The 23,882-nt window shown below is 45.1% G+C and carries 21 protein-coding genes; 13 read left to right on the top strand and 8 right to left on the bottom strand.

All coding sequences use genetic code 11. The features are described 5' to 3' along the window. Window positions 1-9: 9 nt before the first annotated feature. The 6 genes from AB6E85_RS23030 to pspF form a co-directional block, all read right to left on the bottom strand. The gene (locus AB6E85_RS23030; protein ID WP_017060304.1) at window positions 10-792 is read right to left on the bottom strand and encodes an ATP-binding cassette domain-containing protein; all 783 of its coding nucleotides are present in this window, start codon (window positions 790-792) and stop codon (window positions 10-12) included. Beyond that, window positions 789-1,790, bottom strand: coding sequence for an oligopeptide/dipeptide ABC transporter ATP-binding protein (locus AB6E85_RS23025; protein ID WP_017060305.1), 1,002 nt, complete (start codon window positions 1,788-1,790; stop codon window positions 789-791). The genes AB6E85_RS23030 and AB6E85_RS23025 overlap by 4 nt, the downstream gene beginning before the upstream one ends. Beyond that, complete coding sequence (gene sapC, locus AB6E85_RS23020; protein ID WP_017065331.1) at window positions 1,790-2,677, bottom strand: putrescine export ABC transporter permease SapC; 888 nt, start codon at window positions 2,675-2,677, stop codon at window positions 1,790-1,792. Before sapC ends, AB6E85_RS23025 begins: the two co-directional genes overlap by 1 nt. Further along, a complete protein-coding gene (locus AB6E85_RS23015) occupies window positions 2,664-3,626 on the bottom strand; it encodes an ABC transporter permease subunit (protein WP_048609408.1) in 963 nt (320 codons plus the stop codon). Before AB6E85_RS23015 ends, sapC begins: the two co-directional genes overlap by 14 nt. Next, a complete protein-coding gene (sapA, locus tag AB6E85_RS23010; RefSeq protein ID WP_048614481.1) occupies window positions 3,626-5,248 on the bottom strand; it encodes an ABC transporter substrate-binding protein SapA in 1,623 nt (540 codons plus the stop codon). The genes AB6E85_RS23015 and sapA overlap by 1 nt, the downstream gene beginning before the upstream one ends. 102 nt (window positions 5,249-5,350) lie before the next feature. Continuing rightward, window positions 5,351-6,373: a phage shock protein operon transcriptional activator gene (pspF, locus tag AB6E85_RS23005; RefSeq protein WP_050621873.1), complete on the bottom strand. Its 1,023-nt coding sequence runs from the start codon at window positions 6,371-6,373 to the stop codon at window positions 5,351-5,353. A 274-nt stretch (window positions 6,374-6,647) separates the two neighbouring features. Between pspF and pspA the strand changes: the two genes are divergently transcribed. From pspA to AB6E85_RS22960, 9 genes are all read left to right on the top strand, one after another. Beyond that, entirely contained in the window at window positions 6,648-7,319 is a 672-nt protein-coding gene (gene pspA / locus AB6E85_RS23000; protein ID WP_372144364.1) for a phage shock protein PspA, read from the top strand. 14 nt (window positions 7,320-7,333) lie between these two features. Further along, the gene (pspB, locus tag AB6E85_RS22995; RefSeq protein WP_004734605.1) at window positions 7,334-7,567 is read left to right on the top strand and encodes an envelope stress response membrane protein PspB; all 234 of its coding nucleotides are present in this window, start codon (window positions 7,334-7,336) and stop codon (window positions 7,565-7,567) included. Further along, complete coding sequence (gene pspC / locus AB6E85_RS22990; RefSeq protein WP_372144363.1) at window positions 7,560-7,946, top strand: envelope stress response membrane protein PspC; 387 nt, start codon at window positions 7,560-7,562, stop codon at window positions 7,944-7,946. The genes pspB and pspC overlap by 8 nt, the downstream gene beginning before the upstream one ends. Before the next feature lie 157 nt (window positions 7,947-8,103). Further along, window positions 8,104-9,138 (top strand): efflux RND transporter periplasmic adaptor subunit, encoded by a 1,035-nt coding sequence (locus AB6E85_RS22985; protein ID WP_372144362.1) that lies wholly within the window; start codon window positions 8,104-8,106, stop codon window positions 9,136-9,138. Between the two features lies 1 nt (window position 9,139). Beyond that, window positions 9,140-10,225, top strand: a complete 1,086-nt coding sequence (locus AB6E85_RS22980; protein WP_048609411.1) for an efflux RND transporter periplasmic adaptor subunit — start codon at window positions 9,140-9,142, stop codon at window positions 10,223-10,225. Then, window positions 10,218-13,328 (top strand): efflux RND transporter permease subunit, encoded by a 3,111-nt coding sequence (locus tag AB6E85_RS22975; RefSeq protein WP_372144361.1) that lies wholly within the window; start codon window positions 10,218-10,220, stop codon window positions 13,326-13,328. Before AB6E85_RS22980 ends, AB6E85_RS22975 begins: the two co-directional genes overlap by 8 nt. A 78-nt stretch (window positions 13,329-13,406) precedes the next feature. Further along, window positions 13,407-13,973 carry a DNA-3-methyladenine glycosylase I gene (locus AB6E85_RS22970; protein WP_048609413.1) on the top strand — a complete coding sequence of 189 codons (567 nt, stop codon included), beginning with the start codon at window positions 13,407-13,409 and terminating at the stop codon, window positions 13,971-13,973. A gap of 109 nt (window positions 13,974-14,082) precedes the next feature. Beyond that, window positions 14,083-15,021, top strand: a complete 939-nt coding sequence (locus AB6E85_RS22965) for a transcriptional regulator (protein ID WP_372144360.1) — start codon at window positions 14,083-14,085, stop codon at window positions 15,019-15,021. Next, window positions 15,012-15,482, top strand: coding sequence for a hypothetical protein (locus tag AB6E85_RS22960; RefSeq protein WP_372144359.1), 471 nt, complete (start codon window positions 15,012-15,014; stop codon window positions 15,480-15,482). The genes AB6E85_RS22965 and AB6E85_RS22960 overlap by 10 nt, the downstream gene beginning before the upstream one ends. 86 nt (window positions 15,483-15,568) lie before the next feature. On the opposite strand, the gene AB6E85_RS22955 is transcribed toward AB6E85_RS22960, so the two are convergent. Further along, window positions 15,569-16,753: a cystathionine beta-lyase gene (locus AB6E85_RS22955; protein ID WP_048614468.1), complete on the bottom strand. Its 1,185-nt coding sequence runs from the start codon at window positions 16,751-16,753 to the stop codon at window positions 15,569-15,571. Window positions 16,754-16,936: 183 nt separating this feature from the next. Next, entirely contained in the window at window positions 16,937-18,391 is a 1,455-nt protein-coding gene (gene cls, locus AB6E85_RS22950) for a cardiolipin synthase (protein ID WP_048609417.1), read from the bottom strand. Between the two features lie 367 nt (window positions 18,392-18,758). Here cls and AB6E85_RS22945 point away from each other — a divergent pair, with 367 nt between their 5' ends. From AB6E85_RS22945 to AB6E85_RS22930, 4 genes are all read left to right on the top strand, one after another. Further along, entirely contained in the window at window positions 18,759-20,192 is a 1,434-nt protein-coding gene (locus AB6E85_RS22945; protein WP_082151314.1) for a sodium-dependent transporter, read from the top strand. A gap of 207 nt (window positions 20,193-20,399) precedes the next feature. Beyond that, window positions 20,400-22,016: a methyl-accepting chemotaxis protein gene (locus AB6E85_RS22940; protein ID WP_019824264.1), complete on the top strand. Its 1,617-nt coding sequence runs from the start codon at window positions 20,400-20,402 to the stop codon at window positions 22,014-22,016. A 178-nt stretch (window positions 22,017-22,194) separates the two neighbouring features. Next, window positions 22,195-22,893, top strand: coding sequence for a TIGR01621 family pseudouridine synthase (locus tag AB6E85_RS22935; RefSeq protein ID WP_050634665.1), 699 nt, complete (start codon window positions 22,195-22,197; stop codon window positions 22,891-22,893). Window positions 22,894-22,901: 8 nt separating this feature from the next. Further along, on the top strand, window positions 22,902-23,855 hold the full coding sequence (locus AB6E85_RS22930; RefSeq protein WP_372144358.1) for a class I SAM-dependent methyltransferase: 954 nt from the start codon (window positions 22,902-22,904) through the stop codon (window positions 23,853-23,855). Window positions 23,856-23,882: the final 27 nt, after the last annotated feature.

Here is a 23,882-nt window from a genome sequence, read left to right as displayed (position 1 = left end):
GATTAAAGGTTAGTGGTTCGGCGCTTTGGAGAAATGGCTCTCAACTAATCTTTGGGTGATTTGGTGAGTTGGATTGGTCAGCACTTGATCCGTTTCCCCACTCTCAACCACATTGCCTTCGTGCATTACAATAATCTTGTCGGTAATGTGCTTAACAATACCGAGGTGTTGAGATACATAAACGAAAGATACGCCCATCTCTTCTTGAAGCTCTAAGAACAGATTGATGATTTGCGAGCGCATTGCCATGTCCAAACCATTCAGCGCTTCATCAGCGACAATGATGGATGGTTGAAGTATTAAGGCACGAGCCAAACAAACCCTCTGTTTCTGGCCCGCAGCAAGCATTTGAGGGTAGAAGTAAGCATGTTCCGGTAGAAGGCCTACGCGCAGTAGTGTGTCTTTCACACGACGCATACGGGCTTCTGGTGGCATGTTGGTGTTTCGCTTTAATGGACCTTCAAGAATTCGACCGATCTGAATGCGCGGGTTAAGTGACGTATTCGGATCTTGGAAGATCATTCGAATCAGCTTACAACGAGTCGAGTAGTCTTTGTGCTCTAGCTTTTCGCCATTCACGCGGATCTCGCCAGCGGTTGGTTCGACCATGCCTGCGAGCATTCTGGCTAATGTTGATTTACCAGAACCATTCTGACCGATAAATCCAATTGTCTGGCCTGCTTCAAGGGAAAAGCTTACTGGCTTCACCGCCTGATGAATCTTTTTACGGAAAAGACCAGAGCGAGTCGTAAAGTCTTTAGACAAATCACTGACTTCTAATAATGCACTCATGATTTCTTTTTCTTCTCCATATTCAGAGGGAAGTGACAGTTAAACTTATGGTTCTTGATGCGTTTAGTATGTGGGATCTCGACACACTGCCTTTGTGCGTATGGACAGCGAGGGCCTAATCGACAACCAATAGGAAGATGTTGCAGCGGTGGAATTGACCCCGGCAAAGACTGGAGCTTCTCTTTATGGGGAATCCAATCGTTAAAGTCTGGCATCGCTTTTAGCAGAGCAACGGTATATGGGTGCTTGGGTGCATCCAACAACTTCGGCGTATCAGCGGATTCTACCGATTGACCACAATACATCACGGTAATACGAGTCGCCCATTGGGTAATGGTGGTTAAGTCATGGCCGATCAACACGATGGTGGTGTTATTGATCTGGTTCATACGACTCAACAGACGCAATATTTGAGACTGTGTAATCGGATCTAAATCGTTAGTCGGCTCATCAGCAATCAAGACTTTTGGCTTGGCAGCAATCGCCATTGCGATCATCACCTTTTGACACTCACCATCAGTCAGCTCATAAGAGTAACTGTCCATTAGGCGAGAGTGGTCTTTGATGCCGACTTTGTGCAGTAACGCGATCGCTTGCTTCTTACGCCACTTAAATCGTTGCCACCAACGACCTTCAAACGAATGAGAAGGGATCGCTTCAACGAGCTGGTTGCCTACTTTTTCAGAAGGGTCAAGACAGGTCGATGGCTCTTGGAAGATCATCGCGATATCGCGGGCGATCACTCGGCGTCTTTCTTTCGGCGTCAGTTGCAGGAGGTCGATATTACCTAAGCGCATTCGGTCTGCGGAAACCTTCCAGTTTTCTTTACAAACTCCGACAATCGCTTTTGCAACCAAACTCTTACCTGAGCCTGATTCACCTACTAAGCCACGAATTTCCCCTTCATTGAGGGTAATACTCATTCGATCTACTGCTTTAACCATCCCTTGAGGGGTCTCAATCTCGATGGTTAGATGTCGAATATCAAGTAACGGCATTATTCGATTCCTGCATTTAGCGCTTGGCGAACACCTTCACCGACGAGGTTAATCACGATCACTGTAAACATAATTGCTAAGCCGGGTAGGGTTACTGTCCATGGCGCAAGGTAAATCAACTCGACCGAATCACCCAAGATTGAGCCCCATTCGGTACTCGGTGCTTGAGCGCCAAGCCCTAGGAAACCTAAAGCCGTGATATCAAGAATTGCAACTGACAGTGCCAGCGTAACTTCAAGTGCGATCACGGTAAGAATGTTCGGAAGGATTGAGTTCCATAGGAGGTAAAAATCGTTCGCACCATCAAGGCGAGAAGCCAGAATATAGTCTTTTTCTACTTCAGCATGCACGGCAATGTACACCGAGCGTATAAAGCGCGGGATCAGTGCCAAGCACAAGGCGAGCAAGATATTAAACTCGCCAAAGCCAAGGAATGCTACGAAGATAATCGCCAGTAGAAGAGATGGAATCGACATAACGGTATCAAGCAGGTGGTTTAGTGTGCTTGATAGCAAACCACGAGTCATACCAGCAAGTACGCCAATCAGACACCCAATGACGGCTGCGATAAAGGTAATCACCACTGCGGCGCCAAACGTCAGCTGAGAACCAATGATCAAGCGAGAGAGAATATCTCTGCCCAAGTCATCAGTACCTAGAAAGTATTCAACCGTTCCTGCTGGATCCCAAGAGGGCGGCGTTAATAGGTGACCTGTCTGTTCTTGAGCATCATGCGGGGCCAGCCACGGTGAAGTGACGGTGACCAGAATGATAAGCACCAAACACCACAAGCCAAACATAGCCAGATTATTGCTGCGGAAGCTGCGCCAGAAACGTTCGAACTGGGTTGGAATCTGTTCTTCTTGGTAGACGTTATTTGTTAGCATACCATTCCTTCCTTACCAGTGGATTGATCATCGCGCCCAGTAGATCGGACAGAATGTTGGCGGTTAAAACCAAGGTTGCCACCACAATTACACCTGCTTGAATTGAAACGTAATCTTGATTCGATAATGCATCCAATAACCAGCGGCCAATACCCGGCCAGTTAAAGATAGACTCGGTAATAATAGCAAGCGTCAACATACTCGATAGTTGAACGCCGACCTTTGGAATAATCGGAGGTATCGCGTTTCTTAGCACGTGCTGTGTGATGATCTCTCTCGTTGAAAGACCCTTAATTCGAGCGGCGCGGATGTAGTTTTGCGTCATTACTTCAGCCACTGAAGCTCTCATCAATCGGATGACCTGAGTCGTTGGCGCCAGTGCTAAAACAAGACAAGGCAACGCCATGTGCTCGATAACACTTTGTAGTGCGTGCGCACGGTAGCGACCCTCGGCAAAAAAGGCGTCAATCATCGCGAAGCCAGTCACGTGTTCAATCTCGTAAAGTAGGTCGTATCGGCCACCAACAGGGAACATTTCAAAGTGCAGTGAAAACACCATGATCATCAGCAACGCGACCCAAAAGATAGGTGCAGAGTAACCGGCCATTGAGGTGAACGATATGGTGGTATCAACAAACTTACCCTGTCTCATACCAGCAATGGTGCCGAAAGGGATACCGATGATGAGTGCCAACACAAAGGCAAAGAAGCACAGTTCTAGCGTTGCAGGGAACACCACGACCAATTCATCGATGATAGGTACACCGTGTTTGCTTAGGCCAAAGTTCAGCGTCGATAATTCAGTGATATAGCTAATCCAACCGGGCCAAAAATCTTGAATTGCCCAAGGTGAGGTTTGGTCTAATCGAAGCAGGGAAAAACCCACCAAGGTCAGAATCCCTAGCGTAATAACGAATAAGTTTACACGTCTTAATGTATACCAAAACATTACTGCACCTCTCTTCTGACTTGATCAAAAGGTTGGGCATTGAAAGGACTTGCTTTAAAGCCTGTTAGCGAACGATCGTGCACGCGGAATTGCACGCCATGAGCCAGAGGAATCACAGGAACTTCTTCATTGAGAATGTTTTGGGCTTGTCGGTACAAGTTCACACGGTGCCTTTGTTGATTGATCTCTAATGCTAAGTCGAGAAGGAAATCAAAGTCTGAATTACACCACATTGAGACGTTTAACCCTGCACGTTCAGAGCTGCATGAGAGCAGCGGGCGCAAGAAGTTATCTGGATCACCGGTATTGCCTATCCAGCCTGTAAGCAACAAGTCTGTTGAGGAAATAGAGGATAACTGGGTGCGGTCAAATCGGTCGTCGGTATAGAGTTTCAATTCAATACCAATATCGGCTAAGTTTGCTTGGATAAGTTCTGCCGTTTTTCTTGGACTTGGATTGTATGCGCGTGGCTCTAGTGGTACCCACATTGAAAGCTCTAACCCAGGTTCAACGCCAGCTTCTTTGAGAAGCGCAACCGCATAGTTTCGGTCGTAGCGAACTTGAACGCTGTCTTTTTGGTGAGCCCAAGAAGTAGGAGGAAGCAAGGTGTAGGCTTTGGTTCCTGTACCGTAATACACAGAATCAAGAATGTTCTGACGATTGATGGCTAAGTTGAGCGCTTTACGAACTCGAGAATCACGCAGTGCAGGGTGCTCAGTATTCAGTGCGATGAAAGAGACATTAACCGCCGGTGTGGCAGAAATCTTCAACTCTTCATGGGCCTGAATAATAGGAATTTGGCTAGAAATTGGTGAGTTGAGCACGTCACACTCACTGCGAAGAAGCTTGGCAAGTGTGCCTGTTCCACGTTGCGAAGTATCGAACACAACTTGGTCCATTTGTACTTCACCCTTCCAGTAGTGCTTGTTCTTTTTCAAGCGCACTAGGTCGTTGATTTGGTATTCATCCAAGTAGAAAGGGCCAGTGCCGACAGGGTTGGAATCGATTCGATTTTTCTCATCCGCAGCAATGAGCTTGTTGGCATACTCTTTAGAGTGAATGACTGCATAGCTGGTGGCGATATTGTTGAGAAATGAATTGTCTGGGCGACTTAATTGGAATTTCACTGTTAGGTCGTCGACTGCGGTGATATCGACAATCAGGTTCTTGAAGTCGATACCGGCAAACCACGGATATAGGCCGCCACCCACATAATGAAATGGGTTTGAACTATCAATAACACGTTCAAAGCTAAACACCACATCCTGTGCATTCATGCTACGAGTTGGGGTGAACCAGTCTGTCGTTTGGAACGCAACATTTGGGCGCAGTTTGAACGTGTACTCTGTACCTGATTTATCAACAGACCAACTTGTCGCCAAGTTCTGTTTTGGTCGGTACGTCATGGGATCAAGAGTGAGCAGTGTATCGAAGATTTGAGGACTCAGCGATTCTGCGGTAATGCCACTATCAACCAGCTGTGGGTTGAAGGTACTAGGATTACCTTGGCCGCAATAAATGAAGCCTTTTTCACGGATTTGCTCGTGATTCACACTCTCACCACATCCAGCGAGAAAGCTCAGCGTGCAGATGCTCAGTGATAGTCTTATTAGTGCTTTCATAAAAAGAAATACTTTTCGAAACGAGGCGTTAGAGGAGCCTCAAGATCCGGACAATTTAACATTTTATTTATTCGGCTCCAAATAATAATCAAGTGTGGACAGCTATTTATCGTTAGCTTGTCCGACAATCGCGTACTTCCTCACCATTCCACGTAATTGGTTGTAGGTTAACCCAAGTAATTCTGCGGCTTGTTTCTGGTTATATTTGCTCTGTTTTAGGGCTTGGTTGAGTAGCTTGATGTCTTGTTGTTCTTGCCATGCTTTGTAATCAAGCGGCAAAGAAAACGAGCTCTCTGATGAAGTATGGCTGTTAGACGGCTCATTGCCAGTTTCCGGCGAGGAATCTTGCTCTGTTTTCCATGCGGGTTTAAATGGGTTAAACACCAAATATTCAATAGGATATGGGTCTTTTCCATGCTGATAGATAGCTCGCTCAATGACGTTTTTGAGCTCTCGTACATTCCCTGGCCAAGAATAATCTAAAAGCGATTCAACGGCAGAAGGGGCAAAGCCAACGAACAACTCCAATTCCAATTCACGACACATCTTAATGGCGTAGTATTCTGCCAGTAGCATGATGTCTTCTTTTCGCTCACGCAAAGGAGGGATAGTAATGACGTCAAACGCCAGTCTATCTAATAGGTCTGCTCGGAATTCGCCCTTTAATGCCATGTCTGGCAAGTCGGCATTGGTTGCACACACCAGTCTTACATTGGCACTTAGCGCCTTTTGCCCACCGACACGTTCATATTGCCCGTATTCAATAACGCGTAATAGCTTCTCTTGAACCGCAAGGGGAGTGGTCGCCAGCTCATCCAGAAACAGCGTTCCGCCTTCTGCTCTTTCAAAACGACCTTGATGACGACCTTTCGAACCCGTAAACGACCCCGACTCATGACCAAACAGTTCTGAATCAATCAAACCTTCACTGAGGGTTGAGCAGTTCAATGAGATCAAAGGTTGATCCCAACGTCTTGAAAGGTAATGCAGCCTTTGTGCGATCAGCTCTTTACCTGTGCCACGTTCGCCAATGATCAGAATGGGCCTTTCTATTGGTGCGAGTTGGGAAACTTTATCTAACACAGAGAGAAAGCTAGGTGATTCACCAATGAGGTTCTGCTGCATAGCGGGTCCTTGTATGAATTAATCGCTGGAGATAGTCATGTAAGAGCCGTAGTGGTGAAAAATACCAATACTTGGCTAAATTCATCATAGCATGGTTCGGGTTAATCACCATTTTATTGTAAGTAACTGATAATAAATGGCTTAAAAGTTGGCACGCTACTTGGATTACTTATGGTAGGTTTAACAACAAACGTAAATTTTTGAGCAAGTGGATTGATAAAGTCGCACAACGATTTGAAACGCATTTGCCATCATTGTAATTAAGGAGTTCCTCATGGGTATTTTTTCTCGCTTTGCAGACATTGTAAATTCAAACATCAGTGCACTATTAGATAAGGCCGAAGATCCTGAAAAGATGATTCGCCTGATTATCCAAGAAATGGAAGACACGCTGGTTGAGGTTCGTACTAACTCAGCAAAAGCCATCGCAGATAAAAAAGAGCTAGCACGTAAAGTTGAAGCTATCGAAACTCAGATTCTAGATTGGCAAAACAAAGCGACACTCGCACTGACTAAGCAACGAGAAGATCTGGCTAGAGCGGCGCTGATCGAAAAGCAAAAACTGGAAGACGTCATCAAGAGCCTTCACACCGAGCAAACTTTGGTTCATGAAACCATCGAAAAGCTAACCAGTGAGATCGGCAAGCTTGAAACCAAAATTGCAGAAACTCGCGCAAAGCAACAAGCATTAATGATTCGTAATAATGCGGCGAGCAATCGTCGTGATGTTCAAAAACACCTGCATTCAAGCAAAACCAACGAAGCAATGGCGAAGTTTGAGCAATTCTCGCGTAAAGTGGATGAATTAGAAGCTGAAGCGGACGTTTACGCTAAGACTGGCAACGCAAAATCTTTAGACCAAGAGTTTGCCGAACTACAAGCTCAAGATGAAATCGAAAAAGAGCTAGCGAAACTGAAGCAACAAGTTGAAAACCGCGATAAATAATTTAGGAGTTGTCTATGTCAACATTTCTAATTGCAGGTCCACTGATTGTCTTTTTAATCTTCGTGGCACCGCTATGGTTATTTTTACATTACCGCAGCAAGAAGAAATCCAGCAATGGTCTTTCTGAAACGGATCTTCAACGTCTGCATAAGCTTTCTGCGCAAGCCGAATCCATGCAAGACAGAGTGAAAACGCTAGAAAAAATACTGGATGCGGAGTCGCCTAACTGGAGACGAAACTATGAGTAGAGAACTGTATCGCGACACGATTAACGGCAAATTGTCTGGTGTGTGTGCAGGGTTGGCGAACTACTTTGGCCTTGAAGTGTGGTTGGTTCGCATCTTAGTTATCTCTGCGGCACTGCTTGGTGGTAGTTTTCTGGTGTTATTAGCGTATTTAGCTTTGACATTTATGCTTGAAAAACAACCACCTCACTATGTTGATGAGATGCAAGCCAAGCAAGAGCACACGCTCAAGCAAAAGCCTTGGGAAAAAGGGCAAACGGCAGAGTCGTTACTGGGCACTTTAGAGGGTGATTTCCAGAAGTTAGAGACCAGTGTCCGCAACATGGAAGCTTATGTGATCTCCGACACGTTTAAAGTCGACCGCGCATTTAAGAACATGTAACGATAAGTTTAAAAAAGATTAGATAACGGTTTAGGAAAATTTATTCCAAGCCGTTATTTTTTTTAATAATTTTGTCTAAATAAATCTTACGATAACTGGTAAGTTACATGTGATTAATCTATGTTATAAAAATATTTATAGATATGGATGATCACCAATGTATAGAGCCTCCGTTGTCCTGTTGACAGCCTTAGCTGGGTTGTCTGGGTGTGGTAAGGAGCTTCCTCCCGTACCTGAACCTGATTCTAGACCCGCCAAACTCTTCACTGTCTCCGTCGGTAATAATGCCTTTGAACGTAGCTTTCCTGCCACCACTGAAGCAGGTGACAAAGCAGTGCTCGCATTTCGTGTTCCAGGGCTACTTCAGACTATCGATGTCACATCTGGTCAAAAGGTCAGTAAAGGTGAAGGGCTGGCAACGCTCAATCCCGACGAATATCAGCTGTTAGAGAAGCAAGCAAGAGCCAATTTTAAGCTTGCTGACGTTCAATACCAACGTTCGATTAAGCTACGTAAAGACCGAGTCGTATCAGAGCAAGATTTCGACCAAGCGAAAGCCAATCACAATTCTGCTAAAGCGATGCTTAATCAAGCCAAAGCAAACCTTCGCTATACCACTCTTGTTGCGCCTTACGATGGAACGATTTCCATTATTCCGGCTGAAAATCATGAATACATTGCTGCTAAACAAGGCGTGATGAATATTCAAACCAATCAGATTCTTAAAGTCGTCTTCTTATTACCCGACCAACTTATTACGCGCTTTTCATCAGGGTTCGAGACAGATGCAACCATGGTTTTTGATGCGTTTCCTGAAAACTCTTACGTTTTAACCTTCCAAGAAGTGGATACCGAAGCCGACCCGAAAACAGGTTCGTACAAGGTCACCATGGTAATGGAAAGGCCAACCGATGTGGGTATTTTGCCCGGTATGTCTGGCACGGTAAATCTCGTTTCATCGTTAGCGGCTGCCACCAAAATTCCAACGTCGGCAATGATGACCGACGGAGATGATGTCTCTGTGTGGCGTGTGAATAGCGATGGCATTGTTGAAAATGTTGCCATTGTCATCGATGAAAAACGTCATATCGTCTCTGGATTGAACGATGGCGATCGCATTGTGACTTCTGGCGTCAATGGTCTTGAATCGGGCATTAAAGTTCGAGAGTGGATCAAGGAAAGGGGGCTATAACATGAAAACACTTAAAGTGGCCGCTGGCCTGTCGTGTTTAGCCTTATTGACGGCTTGTGAAGATAAGCAAGCTGTAGAAGTGAATAACACGCCCTTGGTTAAAGCTATCGAGATTTCAGTCATCGATTTTAGCGACAAACTCTATTTCCCTGCGGTAGCAAACGCTGCTGAGAAAGCTCACCTTAGTTTCCGAGTGGCCGGTGAAATCTTCAAGCTAGATGTGAAAGAAGGTGAGCGTGTTTCCAAAGGGGACATCATTGCTGAGCTTGACCCAACCGATTATCAATTGGATGTGGACAATGCTCAAGCGCGTTACACGGTAATCAATAGCCAATACCGACGTTCGAGTCCGCTAGTGAAGAAAGGCTTATTGGCTAAGTCGCAATTCGATGAAATTGCCGCTCAACGCCAGATTGCTTATGCCGAGTTGGAATTGGCGAAACTGCGCTTATCGTTCACCATGCTTCGTGCACCTGTTGATGGGATCATTTCTCGTGTCAGTGTCGACCAATATGAAAACATTCAAGTTGGCCAACAAGTGGTGAACATCCACAGTGTCGAAGATGTTGAAGTCGTTATTCAACTGCCTGACCAAATCTACGTCAACCAACCGAGTGAACAACTGCTATCAAACGTTGAGGCTGTGGTTAGAGTGCCAAGTGGCAATGAATACACGGCAGGTATTAAGGAGTTCACAACAGAACCGGATCCAAGTACGGGCACATTTACGGTGACGCTTGCTTTGCCTATGCCTGAAGATGATTTAATTCTGGACGGTATGGCGGTTGAGGTGACTTCAAATGGGCGAGAAATCGGCTTAGAGCTAAAAGCCGGTGTGTTGATTCCAATTGAAGCGGTATTTAATGCCGATGGTGATGATTTAACGCGTCAAAACTCTTATGTATGGGTGCTTAATGACGACAATACCGTTTCGAAACAGCAAGTCGTATTAGGAAAAGCAAATCAGAAAACATTGCAGGTCATGAAAGGATTGGAAATGGGGCAGCATGTCGTTGTTGCAGGCGTATCGCGATTGCGAGATGGGATGACAGTGGAAGTTTTGTCTCAGGAGATGAACAATGAGTGAAGTAAATAACAAGCCCCAAAATGACGATCAACAGGGTGATGATCAGATCACAGGTGTTGCTTCTTACTTTATACGTAACAAAGTCATTAGCTGGATGCTATCTCTGATCTTTCTTATTGGTGGTATTTCTGCATTCTTCGGTTTGGGGCGTTTAGAAGATCCTGCCTTTACCATCAAAGATGCAATGGTCGTGACTTCATACCCGGGGGCAACGCCTCAGCAGGTGGAAGAAGAAGTTACTTACCCACTAGAGAAAGCGATTCAACAGCTTACCTATGTCGACGAAGTGAACTCTATTTCAAGCCGTGGCCTGTCTCAGGTAACGGTGACGATGAAGAATAACTATGGCCCGGACGATCTTCCGCAAATCTGGGATGAACTTCGCCGAAAAGTAAATGATCTTAAGGTGGAGCTGCCACCCGGGGTCAATGACCCTCAAGTCATCGATGACTTCGGTGACGTTTACGGTATTTTGCTGGCGGTGACGGGTGATGGTTATAGCTATAAAGAGCTGCTGGATTACATTGATTACCTAAGGCGAGAGCTTGAGTTGGTCGATGGGGTCAGTAAGGTCTCGGTATCCGGTCAACAGCAAGAGCAAGTGTTCATTGAGATATCGATGAAACGGATAAGCTCTCTGGGTCTGTCTCCAAGCACGGTATTTAACCTTTTATCGACTCAAAATATTGTATCAAGTGCTGGCGCGGTCAGAATTGGCGACGAGTACATTCGAATCCATCCAACGGGTGAGTTCCAGAATGTTGAACAGCTTGGTGATTTGATTCTGACAGAAGGCGGCGCTCAAGGTCTCATCTATCTAAAAGATGTGGCGAACGTCACTCGTGGTTATGTTGAAGTGCCAAGTAACATCATTGGCTATAACGGCAAACTCGCACTTAACCTTGGTGTCTCTTTTGCGCAAGGCGTGAACGTAGTAGCGGTTGGTGAAGCGTTTGACCGAAGACTGGCCGAGCTAAAATATCAACAACCCGTCGGTATCGACATCTCCGAGGTTTATAACCAACCCAAAGAGGTAGACAAGTCGGTAAGCGGATTTGTGGTGAGTTTAGGGCAGGCGGTTGCGATCGTAATCGTGGTGTTACTGTTCTTCATGGGACTACGCTCGGGACTGTTGATCGGCTTGATATTGTTGTTGACCGTTTTTGGTACCTTCATTTTCATGCAGTACTTCAAGATCGACCTACAACGTATTTCACTGGGCGCGTTGGTTATCGCCTTGGGGATGTTGGTGGATAATGCCATTGTGGTGGTGGAAGGGATATTGATCGGCACGCAGAAGGGGCGAACCCGGATGCAGGCCGCCACAGATATCGTAACCCAAACCAAATGGCCGCTACTTGGTGCGACGGTTATTGCGGTGACTGCGTTTGCTCCAATTGGTTTATCGGAAGACTCAACAGGCGAATACTGTGGCACCTTGTTCACGGTGCTACTGATCTCCTTGATGCTGAGTTGGTTTACTGCCATATCGCTCACGCCGTTCTTTGCTGACATGTTCTTTAAAGGTCAGAAGGTCGACCCAGATAACGAAGGTAAGGACCCATACAACGGGATGGTTTTTGTTATCTATAAAAACTTTCTTGAGTTCTGTATGAAGCGTGCTTGGTTAACCATGTTTGTTCTGATTATTGGTTTAGGCGCAAGTGTTTACGGTTTTGGTTTCGTTAAGCAAGCCTTCTTCCCGTCATCAACCACACCTATGTTCCAAGTGGATGTTTGGATGCCTGAAGGTACCGATATTCGAGCGACCAATACCAAGCTTAAAGTGCTTGAAGGTTGGTTAGCAGAACAAGACGAAGTTGAGCACATCACGACAACGGCGGGTAAAGGCCTGCAACGTTTCATGTTGACTTACTCTCCTGAGAAAAGTTATAGCGCTTACGGCGAGATAACGGTTCGTGTGAAGAGCTATGAAGTGCTTGAAGGGCTAATGAAACGTTTCCGTGAGCATGTGGGTAGCCAGTTCCCTGAGATTGATTACAAGCTTAAACAGATTGAATTAGGTCCTGGTGGCGGTGCGAAAATTGAAGCGCGAATTGTGGGTTCTGATCCAACAGTGTTACGTTCAATCGCTGCTCAAGTTATGGACATCATGCGTGCAGATGAAGGCGCATTTAACGTTCGTCACGATTGGCGTGAAAGAACGAAGGTATTAGAGCCTCAGTTCAATGAAAGCCAAGCGCGTCGTTATGGTATTACCAAATCTGACGTTGATGATTTCCTAGCAATGTCTTTCTCTGGTAAGTCGATTGGTGTGTATCGTGATGGTACAACGTTGATGCCGATTGTGGCTCGTTTACCTGAAGATGAGCGTGTCGATATTCGTAACATCGAAGGCATGAAGATCTGGAGCCCGGCATTAAGTGAGTACATCCCACTTCAACAAGTAACGTTAGGTTACGAGCTAGAATGGGAAGATCCACTGATCATCCGTAAGAACCGTAAGCGTATGCTGACGGTAATGGCGGATCCTGATCTATTGGGTGAAGAGACAGCCTCAACTCTACAGAAACGCTTACAACCACAGATTGAAGCGATTGAGATGCCGCCGGGTTACTCATTGGAATGGGGTGGTGAATATGAGTCGTCAGCAGATGCACAGGCGTCACTGTTCACAACCATGCCTCTGGGTTACTTGTTCATGTTCTTAATCACTGTGTTCTTGTTTAACTCGGTGAAAGAGCCTCTGATTGTTTGGTTAACGGTTCCATTGGCGTTGATAGGGGTGACGACAGGCTTGTTAGCCTTGAATACACCATTCGGCTTTATGGCGCTGTTGGGCTTCTTGAGCCTATCTGGGATGCTTCTGAAGAATGGTATCGTACTGCTTGATCAAATTGAGATTGAGATGAAATCCGGTAAAGATCCGTATGTAGCGGTTGTTGATGCGGCACTGAGTCGTGTTCGTCCGGTATGTATGGCGGCGATCACTACCATTCTTGGTATGATCCCTCTACTACCAGATATCTTCTTCAAGCCAATGGCTGTAACCATCATGTTTGGTTTAGGCTTTGCGACTGTACTCACGCTAATCGTAGTACCTGTGCTGTATCGTCTGTTCCATAAAATTGAAGTGGCTTAACGTTAACTGACCTTTGAAATAATGCCCCTAATTGGGGCATTATTTTTATATACCGATTGATAAAAAGAGAATACAAAAATGGACGTAAATACATCAGATAGAACGTGTGCATGGGCGCTTAAACATGAGCTTGAAAGGGAGTACCACGACGCAGAGTGGGGCGTGCCTGTTTATGATGACCAAGTTCTGTTTGAGTTCATTACTTTAGAAGGCGCTCAGGCGGGCCTGAGTTGGATTACGATCCTGAAAAAGCGTGAAGGGTATCGTGCCGCGTTCGATAATTACGATCTAAACAAGCTAGCTGAGTTGAATGAAGACAACGTGCCGCACATCATTGAAAACTTCGATGTGGTTAAACACAAGGGCAAGATTGCTTCGGTATACAACAATGCACGAGCAACGCTTGAATTACAGAAAGAGTTCGGCTCTCTTTCTAATGCCTTATGGCAATTTGTCGATAATGAGGTGATCGTGAATCAATGGACCGAGATGTCTCAAGTTCCCGCTTCTACCGAGCAATCTAAAGCGATGAGTAAGTTTTTGAAGAAGAGAGGCTTTAAGTTTGTAGGGGAAACAATCTGTTACGCGTTCATGCAAGCGACAGGCATGGTTAATGACCATATCGTAGGTTGTCCGCACAAATAAAAGTGTTATTTATCGTCGAAAAATAATTGCGTTAATATAGGAAAATTTACTGGTCATTTATAAACTATTCAATATCATATGCGACCAAATTCAAACCTAGAAGACGATAGTGAAACAACAAAGCTACCAAATCTGTGATGCTCGTTATGATCCCTTGCTTAGGCAGTTTGTGCGTGAAGATGGCCACGTAGAAACTATCGCGCCGATAGAAGGTAAGGTGTTTCTGTTCTTACTTGAAAATGCTGGTGAGTGTGTTGAACGAGGCCTGATATTTGATAGGTGCTGGGGCAATGTGATTGTCTCAGAGCAAGCGCTCACTAACGTGATATCTAAGATTAGAAAAACGCTGTCACGAGTGACTTGTGGCTGTGCGACGATTCGCACGGTCAGTAAAACGGGCTATTCACTTGAAATCGATGAGTCGATAAAGCCTAGCAAAACTGAAACGGTGCCTTCTCAAGTGACTGAGAAGGTATCTAAAATAAACCCTTTGCCAGTCGAGCAAGAAGTGTTGGCTACGACTGAAATCTCTACAGATGTTAACGCGTCAACAGTCACTGATTCAGATCTCAAGACGTCCTCCAACCAACAACCGAACTCAGCTGAATTAGAACCTTCAAATTCAAAAAGCAATACGCACCTTGTTAAAGCGGGCTATTTAGTCGCATTGATTTGTGTCGTCGTTACGGCGTTCAACCTTTTCCAAACCTATTATACGCCCCTGCCTTATTTTATTGATAAAGCCGAATATCGCGACAGCTACACAGATAATACCAATCACTACTTTTTCCATATTGCGCACAATGAATCCTATTCGTTGCCTGCGATCACTCAAAAGCTAACGGATGCGATACCAAGTCATTGCAACGTTGATGTTTTTGTCCGTATATATCCGTCTGTAGACCAACCTGAAAATGATACGTTATACATGTTGGTTCAAAAGAAGGATGGTGAAGCGTTGAATTACAGCGCTTCTATTTTCAATGTAGCGTCGTCTTTTGATTCGTTTGCTCAGTTCATGGAAAAGAGGAGTTACTTTTGCGACTAATTGGCTTACTCATTCTTTGTGCAATCGCGGCTTCGAGCTTCTTGTTAGAGCAAAACGAATTAGCAGGCACTCGATGGCACTGTAAAACGATCAAAACGGATTTCTTATCTCAGGCATTCCAACCATATCAAGCACTGTACGAGCGCATAAGCCTTACTTTTCAGTCTGACCATACTTTTAGCATTAGAGAGTTCGTGACGATTACTGAACAAGACGGTAACGAGAGTACGATGGAAAACCTTTATTCCGGCTACTACGGACTGGATGGAAAAAACCTGTCGATGAGCATTCTTGATGTGAGAACGGCAACGCCTTTTCATGATCCTGTTATTAATCAGGATTACAGTGAGTATAAAGGGGTGACGATTGACTACGCTATTGCAGTGAAGGATCAGTCTTTGTATATGTTCAATGAACATCGAACTGAAATATTCAATTGGGCGTGTTTTAACGTTCAGTAGCTTTTTAAAGCTATGTGTCTAATACGCTAATCTGAAAAAGGCAGGAATATCCTGCCTTTTTGGTCTGAGTCTGTTAACGCTTTAAATCAAACGAGGGCGTTATAACGTTCTAACCCGGCTTCTAGGTCTGCAATCAGGTCATCAACGTCTTCTAAGCCGATATGAACTCGAATTAAGGTACCTTCGAAATTAGGGTTCGCTACTGTTCTTAGGCTATCAAAGCTGTTCGGTTCGTTCGCTAGAATCAAACTCTCAAAGCCGCCCCATGAGTAACCCATACTAAAGTGCGTCATCCCATCAAGTAGCGCTGTGGTCGCTTTTGTATTTGAGTTCTTTAGCACAAAAGAGAACAAGCCATTGCCGCCAGTGAAATCTCGTTTAAAGAACTCATGGCCTGGGCAAGACTCTAGTGCTGGGTGACGAACATGGTCAACCTCAGGACGAGTTTCTAACCATTTTGCGACTTTCAAGCTGCTCTCTGCGTGTTGGCGTAAGCGAACATCAAGAGTACGAATACCACGAAGACCGAGGTAAGCGTCATCTGGCGAAACACATTGACCCATCAGGTAGCTCTGCTCTCTTAACTGGTCCCAACATTTTTCATTGGCTACCGCAGTCCCTAGCATCACATCAGAGTGACCAACGATGTACTTAGTCGCTGCTTGAATAGAGATATCAACACCAAATTCAAACGGTGAGAAGTTCACACCGGCTGCCCAAGTGTTGTCTAACATAACGATGATGTCATGTTCATGAGCAATACGCGCGAGCGTTGGAATGTCTTGAACTTCCATGGTGACTGAACCCGGAGACTCGGTAAACAGAACCTTAGTGTTTGGCTTAATAAGGTCTTGGATGCCTTCACCAATCGTTGGTTCGTAGTAAGTCGTTTCTACGCCCATCTTCTTCATGATGGTGTCGCAGAAATCACGCGTCGGTTCGTAGCAGGTATCGACCATCAGAATATGGTCACCAGTTTCTACAAAAGAGAGGATGGCATTAGAAATGGCTGCCGTACCACAAGGGTATAGCGCACAGCCAGCACCGCCTTCCACTTCAACCATGGCATCTTGGAAAGCGAAATGAGTGTTGGTTCCACGACGTCCGTAAAAAAGCGTTTTGTTAGCGCGATTAATCGTAGCTTTGCGCTTTTCTTCTACTGAGTTGAACACGACAGTTGAAGCGCGCTGTACTGGTGGGTTAACGACACCATTGGTCCACTTCTTATCACGACCTGCAGTGATCAGCTTAGTGGTTTTGTTCTCGGACATGCTGTGAATTCCTTATCAATCGGTTATGTCCTATTTAAAACATGCCAATAGCCTTCAAAGCAAGAGTGAAGCGGGAGTTTTTATGCTTTTCTTTCTCTTTTTAACCTTTCACGTCGTTAATCGTGAAAGGTTAAAAATCAGATAGGCAGTGAGAGATGAGTCGGCATGGACCCATTGATTGGATTACAGCAGTGGATTGAACAGATAGAACAACCTTTCGAAGAAGCGGTTACGCAGATTCCTCTGCTCCCACTGCTCGAGTTCTACTGGGTGCGATGACTTGATGTAAGATTGCTGAAGTTCAGATAGCTGCTGAGTGAAGTGCACATCGTCAACGGCTAGTGTCACTTCGAAGTTAAGCCATAAGCTGCGCATGTCGATATTGACCGTTCCGATTAAACAAAACTCTTCATCAATCACTACTGATTTGGTGTGAAGAAGCCCGCCGTAAAACTCGTAAATCTTAACGCCAGCTTCAAGTAACTCCGTATAGAAAGCGCGTGAAGCCCACTTAACCATCAGTGAATCGTTGTTATGTGGGATTATTAATTCTACGTTGACACCACGTTGCGCAGTCATTTTGAGTGTTTCTAATAAATCGGCACTCGGTACGAAGTAGGGTGTTGTGATACGAACTGAATGGTTTGCCTGATTAATCGCAATGGTCAGAACTTGTAGGATCAAATATTCCGGCATGCCCGGGCCTGATGGTACTACCTGAACAGGGTGATGCGTCATTACCTCTTCAACCGGACACTCTGGCAAATCAGGGAGGATGCGTTCACCTGTTTCCACTTCCCAATCCCAACCATGAATGGCTGACAGCACATTTACGGTTGGGCCAGTTACACGAACCATTACGTCAATCCACTGACCAACACCTGAACTCTGTTTGAAGTGAGCAGGATCAACCATGTTCATTGAACCGGTATAGGCAATGGTTTCATCAATCACGATGATCTTTCGGTGCTGCCTGAGATCTAGGCGGCGTATTAAAATACGCCAAGGGCTAACCTCTAGTGCTTGTACAACTTGCACACCGGCGTCTTTCATCATTGAACGCCAGTGGCTTTTGAAAAAGCGCGGGCTACCTGCAGAATCAAGTAAGACCTTAACATCCACGCCACGTTTCGCAGCTCGAATGAGTGCGGAAGCAACCGAATCCGTTAAGCCGCCAGGGTGCCAAATATAGAAAACCATCTTAATACTGGTTTGGGCGTTTTCTATATCTTCGATAATTGCGTGTAAGATCTCATTGGGAGACGCTTGCAGTGAAAGTGTGTTTCCGCTGAGTGCAGGAATGCCCATTCGATTATTACAAAGTTCATCGATCTTGTGGATTGGGGAGCCGACCTTTCCTGGCAGGTGGAGCTGACAATCATCTAGTTTTCGGAACCAATCGCCAAACGGAGTAAACATGCGGTGAGCGCGCTCAGCCCTCTTTCTACCTAGGTTTAGCTCTCCAAAAAGGAAGTAACAAGCGACACCTACAATTGGGATAATGTAGATAACCATCAACCACGCGAGAGAAACGCTGACAGAGCGTCGTTTTAGCACGACACGGAAAGTCACACCGGCTACAAGTACCCAGTACAAAGCGACAGAAGCTAAAGTTAAAAAATGGTAGAGCTTTTCCACATTGAATACTCGAAAAAAGAGACACTTAGATAGTAATGCTATTTTGCGGATATGGGAATTTAAGGAATCAACTATTTACAAATTAGAGCTAAAGCTGTAAACAGGTTATAGTTGTTAAGTTTTGGTTAACTTAAGACGAAAACGATTGTTTTGTATGAAAAGGCGGCATTTAACCATAAAAATTTACATTGGTAACGAAATATGTACGGTTCGGGCTTCCAATTTTATTCTTAAACTGGTTTACTTGCCAGATAACGAGCGTCAATCAAATCTTTTAGGTGTGTAAATTTTTTTATACGCCTTATCTTTTAAAGACGCCACCCAAAGCAAAACACAACATCACATAACACAAAAGTTTGGAGTACACGTGGCTACTAGTAATACAACCACAACACCCCGCGATACCTGGGGTTCGAAGTTAGGATTCGTAATGGCTGCAGCAGGTTCTGCTGTTGGTCTAGGTAACATTTGGAAATTCCCTTACACAGCAGGCGAAAGTGGCGGCGGTGCATTCGTTGCAATTTACCTGTTTTTTGTAATCTTTATCGGTTTCAGTGTAATGCTGACTGAATTTGCGATTGGCCGTCATACGCAAAAATCAGCAGTAGGTGCATTTAAATCAACTGACCGTCGTTGGACGTTCGCTGGTGTTATCGGCGTAGTCAGTGGTCTACTTATCATGGGTTTCTACCCTGTAGTAGGTGGCTGGTCTATCGCATACATCGGTAAGATTGCTGGTGGTCTACTAGATGCACCTGAAGCAATCGGTGACAGCTTCGGTGGCTTTATCTCAAACCCAGTTCAACCACTTATGTGGATGGGCCTATACCTACTACTTAACATTGTTATTGTTATGAAGGGTATCTCTGGTGGTATTGAGAAAGCGGGTAAGATCCTGATGCCACTTCTTTTCATTATCCTTATCGTGGTATCAATCAAAGGCATCATGCTTCCGGGCGCGATGGCAGGTCTTGAATTCCTATTCAGCCCTGATTTCTCTAAAGTAGACAGCGGTGTAATCCTAGCTGCACTAGGTCAAGCATTCTTCTCACTATCTCTTGGTATGGGTTGTATGTTGACTTACGGTTCTTACCTTAAGAAGAAAGAGAACCTAGTTCAAACTACAGCTATGGTTACGGCAATGGATACAGGTGTTGCTATCCTAGCTGGTGTTGCAATGTTCCCTGCAATGTTCGCATTCGGTATGGAACCTGCAGCTGGTCCTGGTCTAGTATTCGTTGTTGTTCCTCAGCTATTCGCTGAAATGGGCGGCGTAGTTGGTCTTCTATTCGCTCTAATGTTCTTCGTTGGTCTAAGTGTTGCGGCACTGACTTCTTCAGTATCTCTACTAGAAGTTGTGGTTTCTTACCTAATCGATGAGAAAGGCATGAAGCGTGTAACAGCTGTACTGTCTGCAAGTGTAGTAATGGCGATTCTATGTATCTTCGCTTCTCTATCACTTGGTGGCTTCGGTCCTACACTGTTCGGTACTGGCGCATTCGATATCTTCGACCTACTAACTGATAAGATCTTCCTAGCAGTTGGCGGTATGTTGGTATGTATCTTCGCTGGTTGGAGACTAAACCGTGCAGACCTAGAGAAAGAAATCACTAACGACGGTGAAGTATCTTTCCCTCTATTCGGTCTATGGTACACACTAGTTAAGTACATCATCCCAGTAGCTATCGCTATCGTAGCGTTCATGGGTATCTCTTCTGGCTTCGACAGCGGTAAAGGTGCAATCATGCTACTAGGTATTGGTATCATTGCTGGTTCTGCGCTTATCTCTAAGAAGCTATAGTTCTAAGAAACCATAATTCTTAGAAGCTAGAATCGCGAGTTAAAGTAAGTTAAGAAACGGGAGCCATTGGCTCCCGTTTTTTTATGTCCAAAACTTAATTATTGATGGAAAATAAATGTCGTCTATTCACTCAAGTTATCCGTGCGCTAGCCGATATATTGAATATTAAAGGTTTTCTAAGCCGTATTTTATTTAGGTAGGTGTTGTATGAAATTATCGGTGAGAAAGAAACTGTATGCCGGTTTTGGCTCAATATTGGCGGTGCTTGTCACGTTAGTCAGTATTGTGTGGATAGAAGTTATTGGCGCCCATAAAAGTGCTGATGAGATCAGAATGGACGATGTACCGGGCACTGTTACCTATCTTGTTCTGATAGATGAAGCTGGGGATGTCTACCGAGATGCGTTGGGTGCGATTATTCAGGTTGATAACGCGCTGAACGATTATCGAACCAATAAGAACGAATTTGCCCAAGCAATCGAGCAGGCGAAGCGTTTGGAGAGTAGAGGTTCGGAAGATCACCGTCGTATTCAGCGAATTGAAGATTTGATGGGACGTTTCACTCAAGAGTTTGAATCAAAGCTTGTGCCGAAGATCAATGATGAAGCTGCGCTTCTAGCCAACATTCAACAGCTACGATCTTTGTATGAGAGCAATCTTATCCCTATTGAGAACTTACTGGATCAAGCATCAGCAAGTGAGCGTGCAGATACAGAACAGTCACTACTGACACTAACCGATACGTTTACCACCATCGAACGTACCATCATGGTGTTGTCTGCTATTGCGATTGTCTTTGGTTGTGTGATTGCGTATCTATTGTCTAGCTCTATTACCAACCGCCTGACTCGTGTTGAACAAGTAGCACGACGTGTAGCAAATGGTGACCTAACGGCAGGCGACATTATTGATGATTCTGGTGATGAATTGGCTGAACTGGCTAAGTCGATTAACCAGATGCAGAAATCGCTAGTAGACCTATTAGGTTCAATCTCGTCCGTGACTCACCAAGTCCAATCTGTGACAGGAGAGCTCTCTTCTATTAGCCAAGACATCGTTACTGGTGCATCAGCTCAAGCAGACAAAGCTAACTTGATTGCAACGGCTGCTGAAGAGCTAAGCTTGACCATTTCTGAAGTGGCGCAGCAAGGTACTTCAACTTATGAAGAAGCACGTCGCTCAGAAACCTCTGCAGAAGATGGCCGCAACGTGATTGTTGAGATGGTGGCGAGTATTCAACAAGTGTCGACTCAAATGAGCGATATGTCGTTGCAAATGAATACTCTAGGTTCTCACGGTGAGCAGATTGGTAGCGTTATCAAGGTAATCGAAGACATTGCTGAGCAAACCAACCTGTTAGCTCTTAACGCTGCAATTGAAGCGGCACGTGCTGGCGAATTTGGTCGTGGTTTTGCTGTGGTAGCCGATGAAGTGCGAGCGCTAGCAGAAAGAACAACCAAAGCGACACAAGAAGTCTCGGGCATCATTCAATCGATTCAATCGGGCACTCAAGAAGCGGTGACTTACACTCAAGACAACTGTCGCTTAGTTGAGATTGGCGTCGAGCAAAGCTCAGGCGCGGTTTCTGCGCTAGAAGCGATTGTAAGTGGTGCAGGCAATGTACAAAGCATGGTCAACTCTATTGCAACTGCGGCAGAAGAACAGACGGCTGTGACCAAAGAAATTGCAGCGGACATTACCGCGATTAGCGATATCTCTGAGCAATCTCTGCAGCTAGCAACTCGTAGCTCTGAAAATACATCAGGCTTGAACGCTAAGGTTGCTGAGCTAGAAGCATTAGTTGGTAAGTTTAAACTGGCGTAAAGCGGTAGCTTGGTTCTATTTGCCAAGTGGTAATTGAGTAAAGACCAAGCACTTATTGCCACTTGCTGAAAAGAAGCCCGATGATTCAATATTTATTGAGTGAGTTGGGCTTTTTCGTAGCTGGAATCTGGGTTCAGACGCGGTATACTCCACGTTCTACAATGGAGCTAGCCTTTACATGTTCGATATTCTTCTGAACCACTCTGATTTTTTACTTATCAATAAGCATCCTGGAGTCAGCGTCCACAAAGACGATGGCGATACCATGTTGCTTCAAGAAGTTGCTAAGGCAATCAATGAGCCTAAGCTGTATCTCGTTCATCGACTAGATAAAATGACTTCGGGCATTCTGCTACTGGCAAAAAATGCGTCGGCGGCGAGCGAGCTTTCACAGCTATTTGCAAAGCGTGAAGTAGAGAAATACTACCTTGCGATCGGTTCTAAGAAACCAAAGAAAAAGCAAGGTTTGATCTCAGGAGACATGGAGCGTTCACGACGCTCAAGTTGGAAACTTCTTACATCCAAAGAGAATCCTGCGATTACTCAGTTTTTATCAGCAACGGCTGAACCCGGTGAGCGTCTGCTGTTATGCAAACCCTATACGGGGCGAACTCACCAGATCCGTGTCGCGATGAAGTCGATCGGCTCAGCCATTGTTGGTGACCCTATTTATAATCCATCGAGTGAGGCTGACAGAGGTTATCTACATGCCTTCGCGATTCGATTTACCTATCAATCACAAGCCTACGAATATGTCTGCGACCCAAGGAGCCTAAACTCTTTGGGTGAGAAGTGGCATCAGGAAACCGTGTCGAACGGTTTGGACAGTTGGCTTGAACCTTGGTCATTAACTTGGCCAAAGCTAAACACTAAGTGAGTGAAATAATGGAAGCATCAGCTTTACCTCTGTTTTTTAGTCATATTGAACAGCAACTTAATGAAGTACCAAACGAGCTACGCCGTATTTTCCACGGGCGCGGTAAGTTTTGGCCTGGTCTAGAGCAACTGACATGTGACTGGGTTGATGGACAGCTATTGGTTAACGTGTTTAAAGAAGTAGACGACGAATTCTTGTCATCTCTAAAAGCTGGATTGGTTGAACTCACCAACAAAGATATCTGGCAATCAAAGCAGGGCACAAGCATTGTTCTGCAACACCGTTATGCCGATGGCGCGCCTTCAGAGGTTCTATGGGGCGAGTTGAATGATTCTCCGATTGTGGTTGAGCACGGTCTTAAGTACCAATTAGACATTGGCCGTAATCAGAACTTCGGTTTGTTCCTAGACATGCGCAATGGTCGTCAGTGGGTACAAGATAATGCTAAGGATAAGAATGTTCTTAACCTGTTCGCATACACTTGTGGTTTCTCTGTCGCGGCTATCGCTGGTGGCGCTCGTCAATGCATGAACGTGGACATGTCACGAGGCTCGCTAAACAAAGGCCGCGATAACCACCGTCTGAATGATCACGATATGCGCTCGGTTAACTTTCTTGGCTACGATATCTTTAAGTCGTGGGGAAAAATCAAGAAGGGCGGCCCTTACGAGCTCGTTATCATCGATCCGCCTTCGTTCCAAAAAGGCAGCTTTGCTCTAACCAAAGATTACAAAAAGATCTTACGTCGTTTGCCTGAACTTCTAACTGAAGGCGGTGAAGTGATTGCGTGTGTGAACTCACCAGCAGTATCACCAAACTTCCTGATTGAGACGATGGCAGAAGAAGCACCAAGCGTTGAGTTCATTGAGCGTCTGGACAACCCGCCTGAGTTTGTCGATGTCGACCTTGATTCAAGCTTGAAGGTGTTGAGATTTAAAATTAACGCTTCTGCAGATGCCTAATTGGCTTCAAGTATTAGCTAGAATATA

This window comes from Vibrio sp. 10N.247.311.51 (assembly GCF_041467855.1).
In the GTDB taxonomy this organism is placed as follows: domain Bacteria; phylum Pseudomonadota; class Gammaproteobacteria; order Enterobacterales; family Vibrionaceae; genus Vibrio; species Vibrio coralliirubri.
This window is presented reverse-complemented; position numbering and strand designations above follow the sequence as displayed.

Coding starts and splice junctions, on each gene's coding strand:
- AB6E85_RS23030 (WP_017060304.1), bottom strand. CDS start 792: ATGAGTGCATTATTAGAAGTCAGTGATTTGTCTAAAGACTTTACGACT.
- AB6E85_RS23025 (WP_017060305.1), bottom strand. CDS start 1,790: ATGCCGTTACTTGATATTCGACATCTAACCATCGAGATTGAGACCCCT.
- sapC (WP_017065331.1), bottom strand. CDS start 2,677: ATGCTAACAAATAACGTCTACCAAGAAGAACAGATTCCAACCCAGTTC.
- AB6E85_RS23015 (WP_048609408.1), bottom strand. CDS start 3,626: ATGTTTTGGTATACATTAAGACGTGTAAACTTATTCGTTATTACGCTA.
- sapA (WP_048614481.1), bottom strand. CDS start 5,248: ATGAAAGCACTAATAAGACTATCACTGAGCATCTGCACGCTGAGCTTT.
- pspF (WP_050621873.1), bottom strand. CDS start 6,373: ATGCAGCAGAACCTCATTGGTGAATCACCTAGCTTTCTCTCTGTGTTA.
- pspA (WP_372144364.1), top strand. CDS start 6,648: ATGGGTATTTTTTCTCGCTTTGCAGACATTGTAAATTCAAACATCAGT.
- pspB (WP_004734605.1), top strand. CDS start 7,334: ATGTCAACATTTCTAATTGCAGGTCCACTGATTGTCTTTTTAATCTTC.
- pspC (WP_372144363.1), top strand. CDS start 7,560: ATGAGTAGAGAACTGTATCGCGACACGATTAACGGCAAATTGTCTGGT.
- AB6E85_RS22985 (WP_372144362.1), top strand. CDS start 8,104: ATGTATAGAGCCTCCGTTGTCCTGTTGACAGCCTTAGCTGGGTTGTCT.
- AB6E85_RS22980 (WP_048609411.1), top strand. CDS start 9,140: ATGAAAACACTTAAAGTGGCCGCTGGCCTGTCGTGTTTAGCCTTATTG.
- AB6E85_RS22975 (WP_372144361.1), top strand. CDS start 10,218: ATGAGTGAAGTAAATAACAAGCCCCAAAATGACGATCAACAGGGTGAT.
- AB6E85_RS22970 (WP_048609413.1), top strand. CDS start 13,407: ATGGACGTAAATACATCAGATAGAACGTGTGCATGGGCGCTTAAACAT.
- AB6E85_RS22955 (WP_048614468.1), bottom strand. CDS start 16,753: ATGTCCGAGAACAAAACCACTAAGCTGATCACTGCAGGTCGTGATAAG.
- AB6E85_RS22940 (WP_019824264.1), top strand. CDS start 20,400: ATGAAATTATCGGTGAGAAAGAAACTGTATGCCGGTTTTGGCTCAATA.
- AB6E85_RS22935 (WP_050634665.1), top strand. CDS start 22,195: ATGTTCGATATTCTTCTGAACCACTCTGATTTTTTACTTATCAATAAG.
- AB6E85_RS22930 (WP_372144358.1), top strand. CDS start 22,902: ATGGAAGCATCAGCTTTACCTCTGTTTTTTAGTCATATTGAACAGCAA.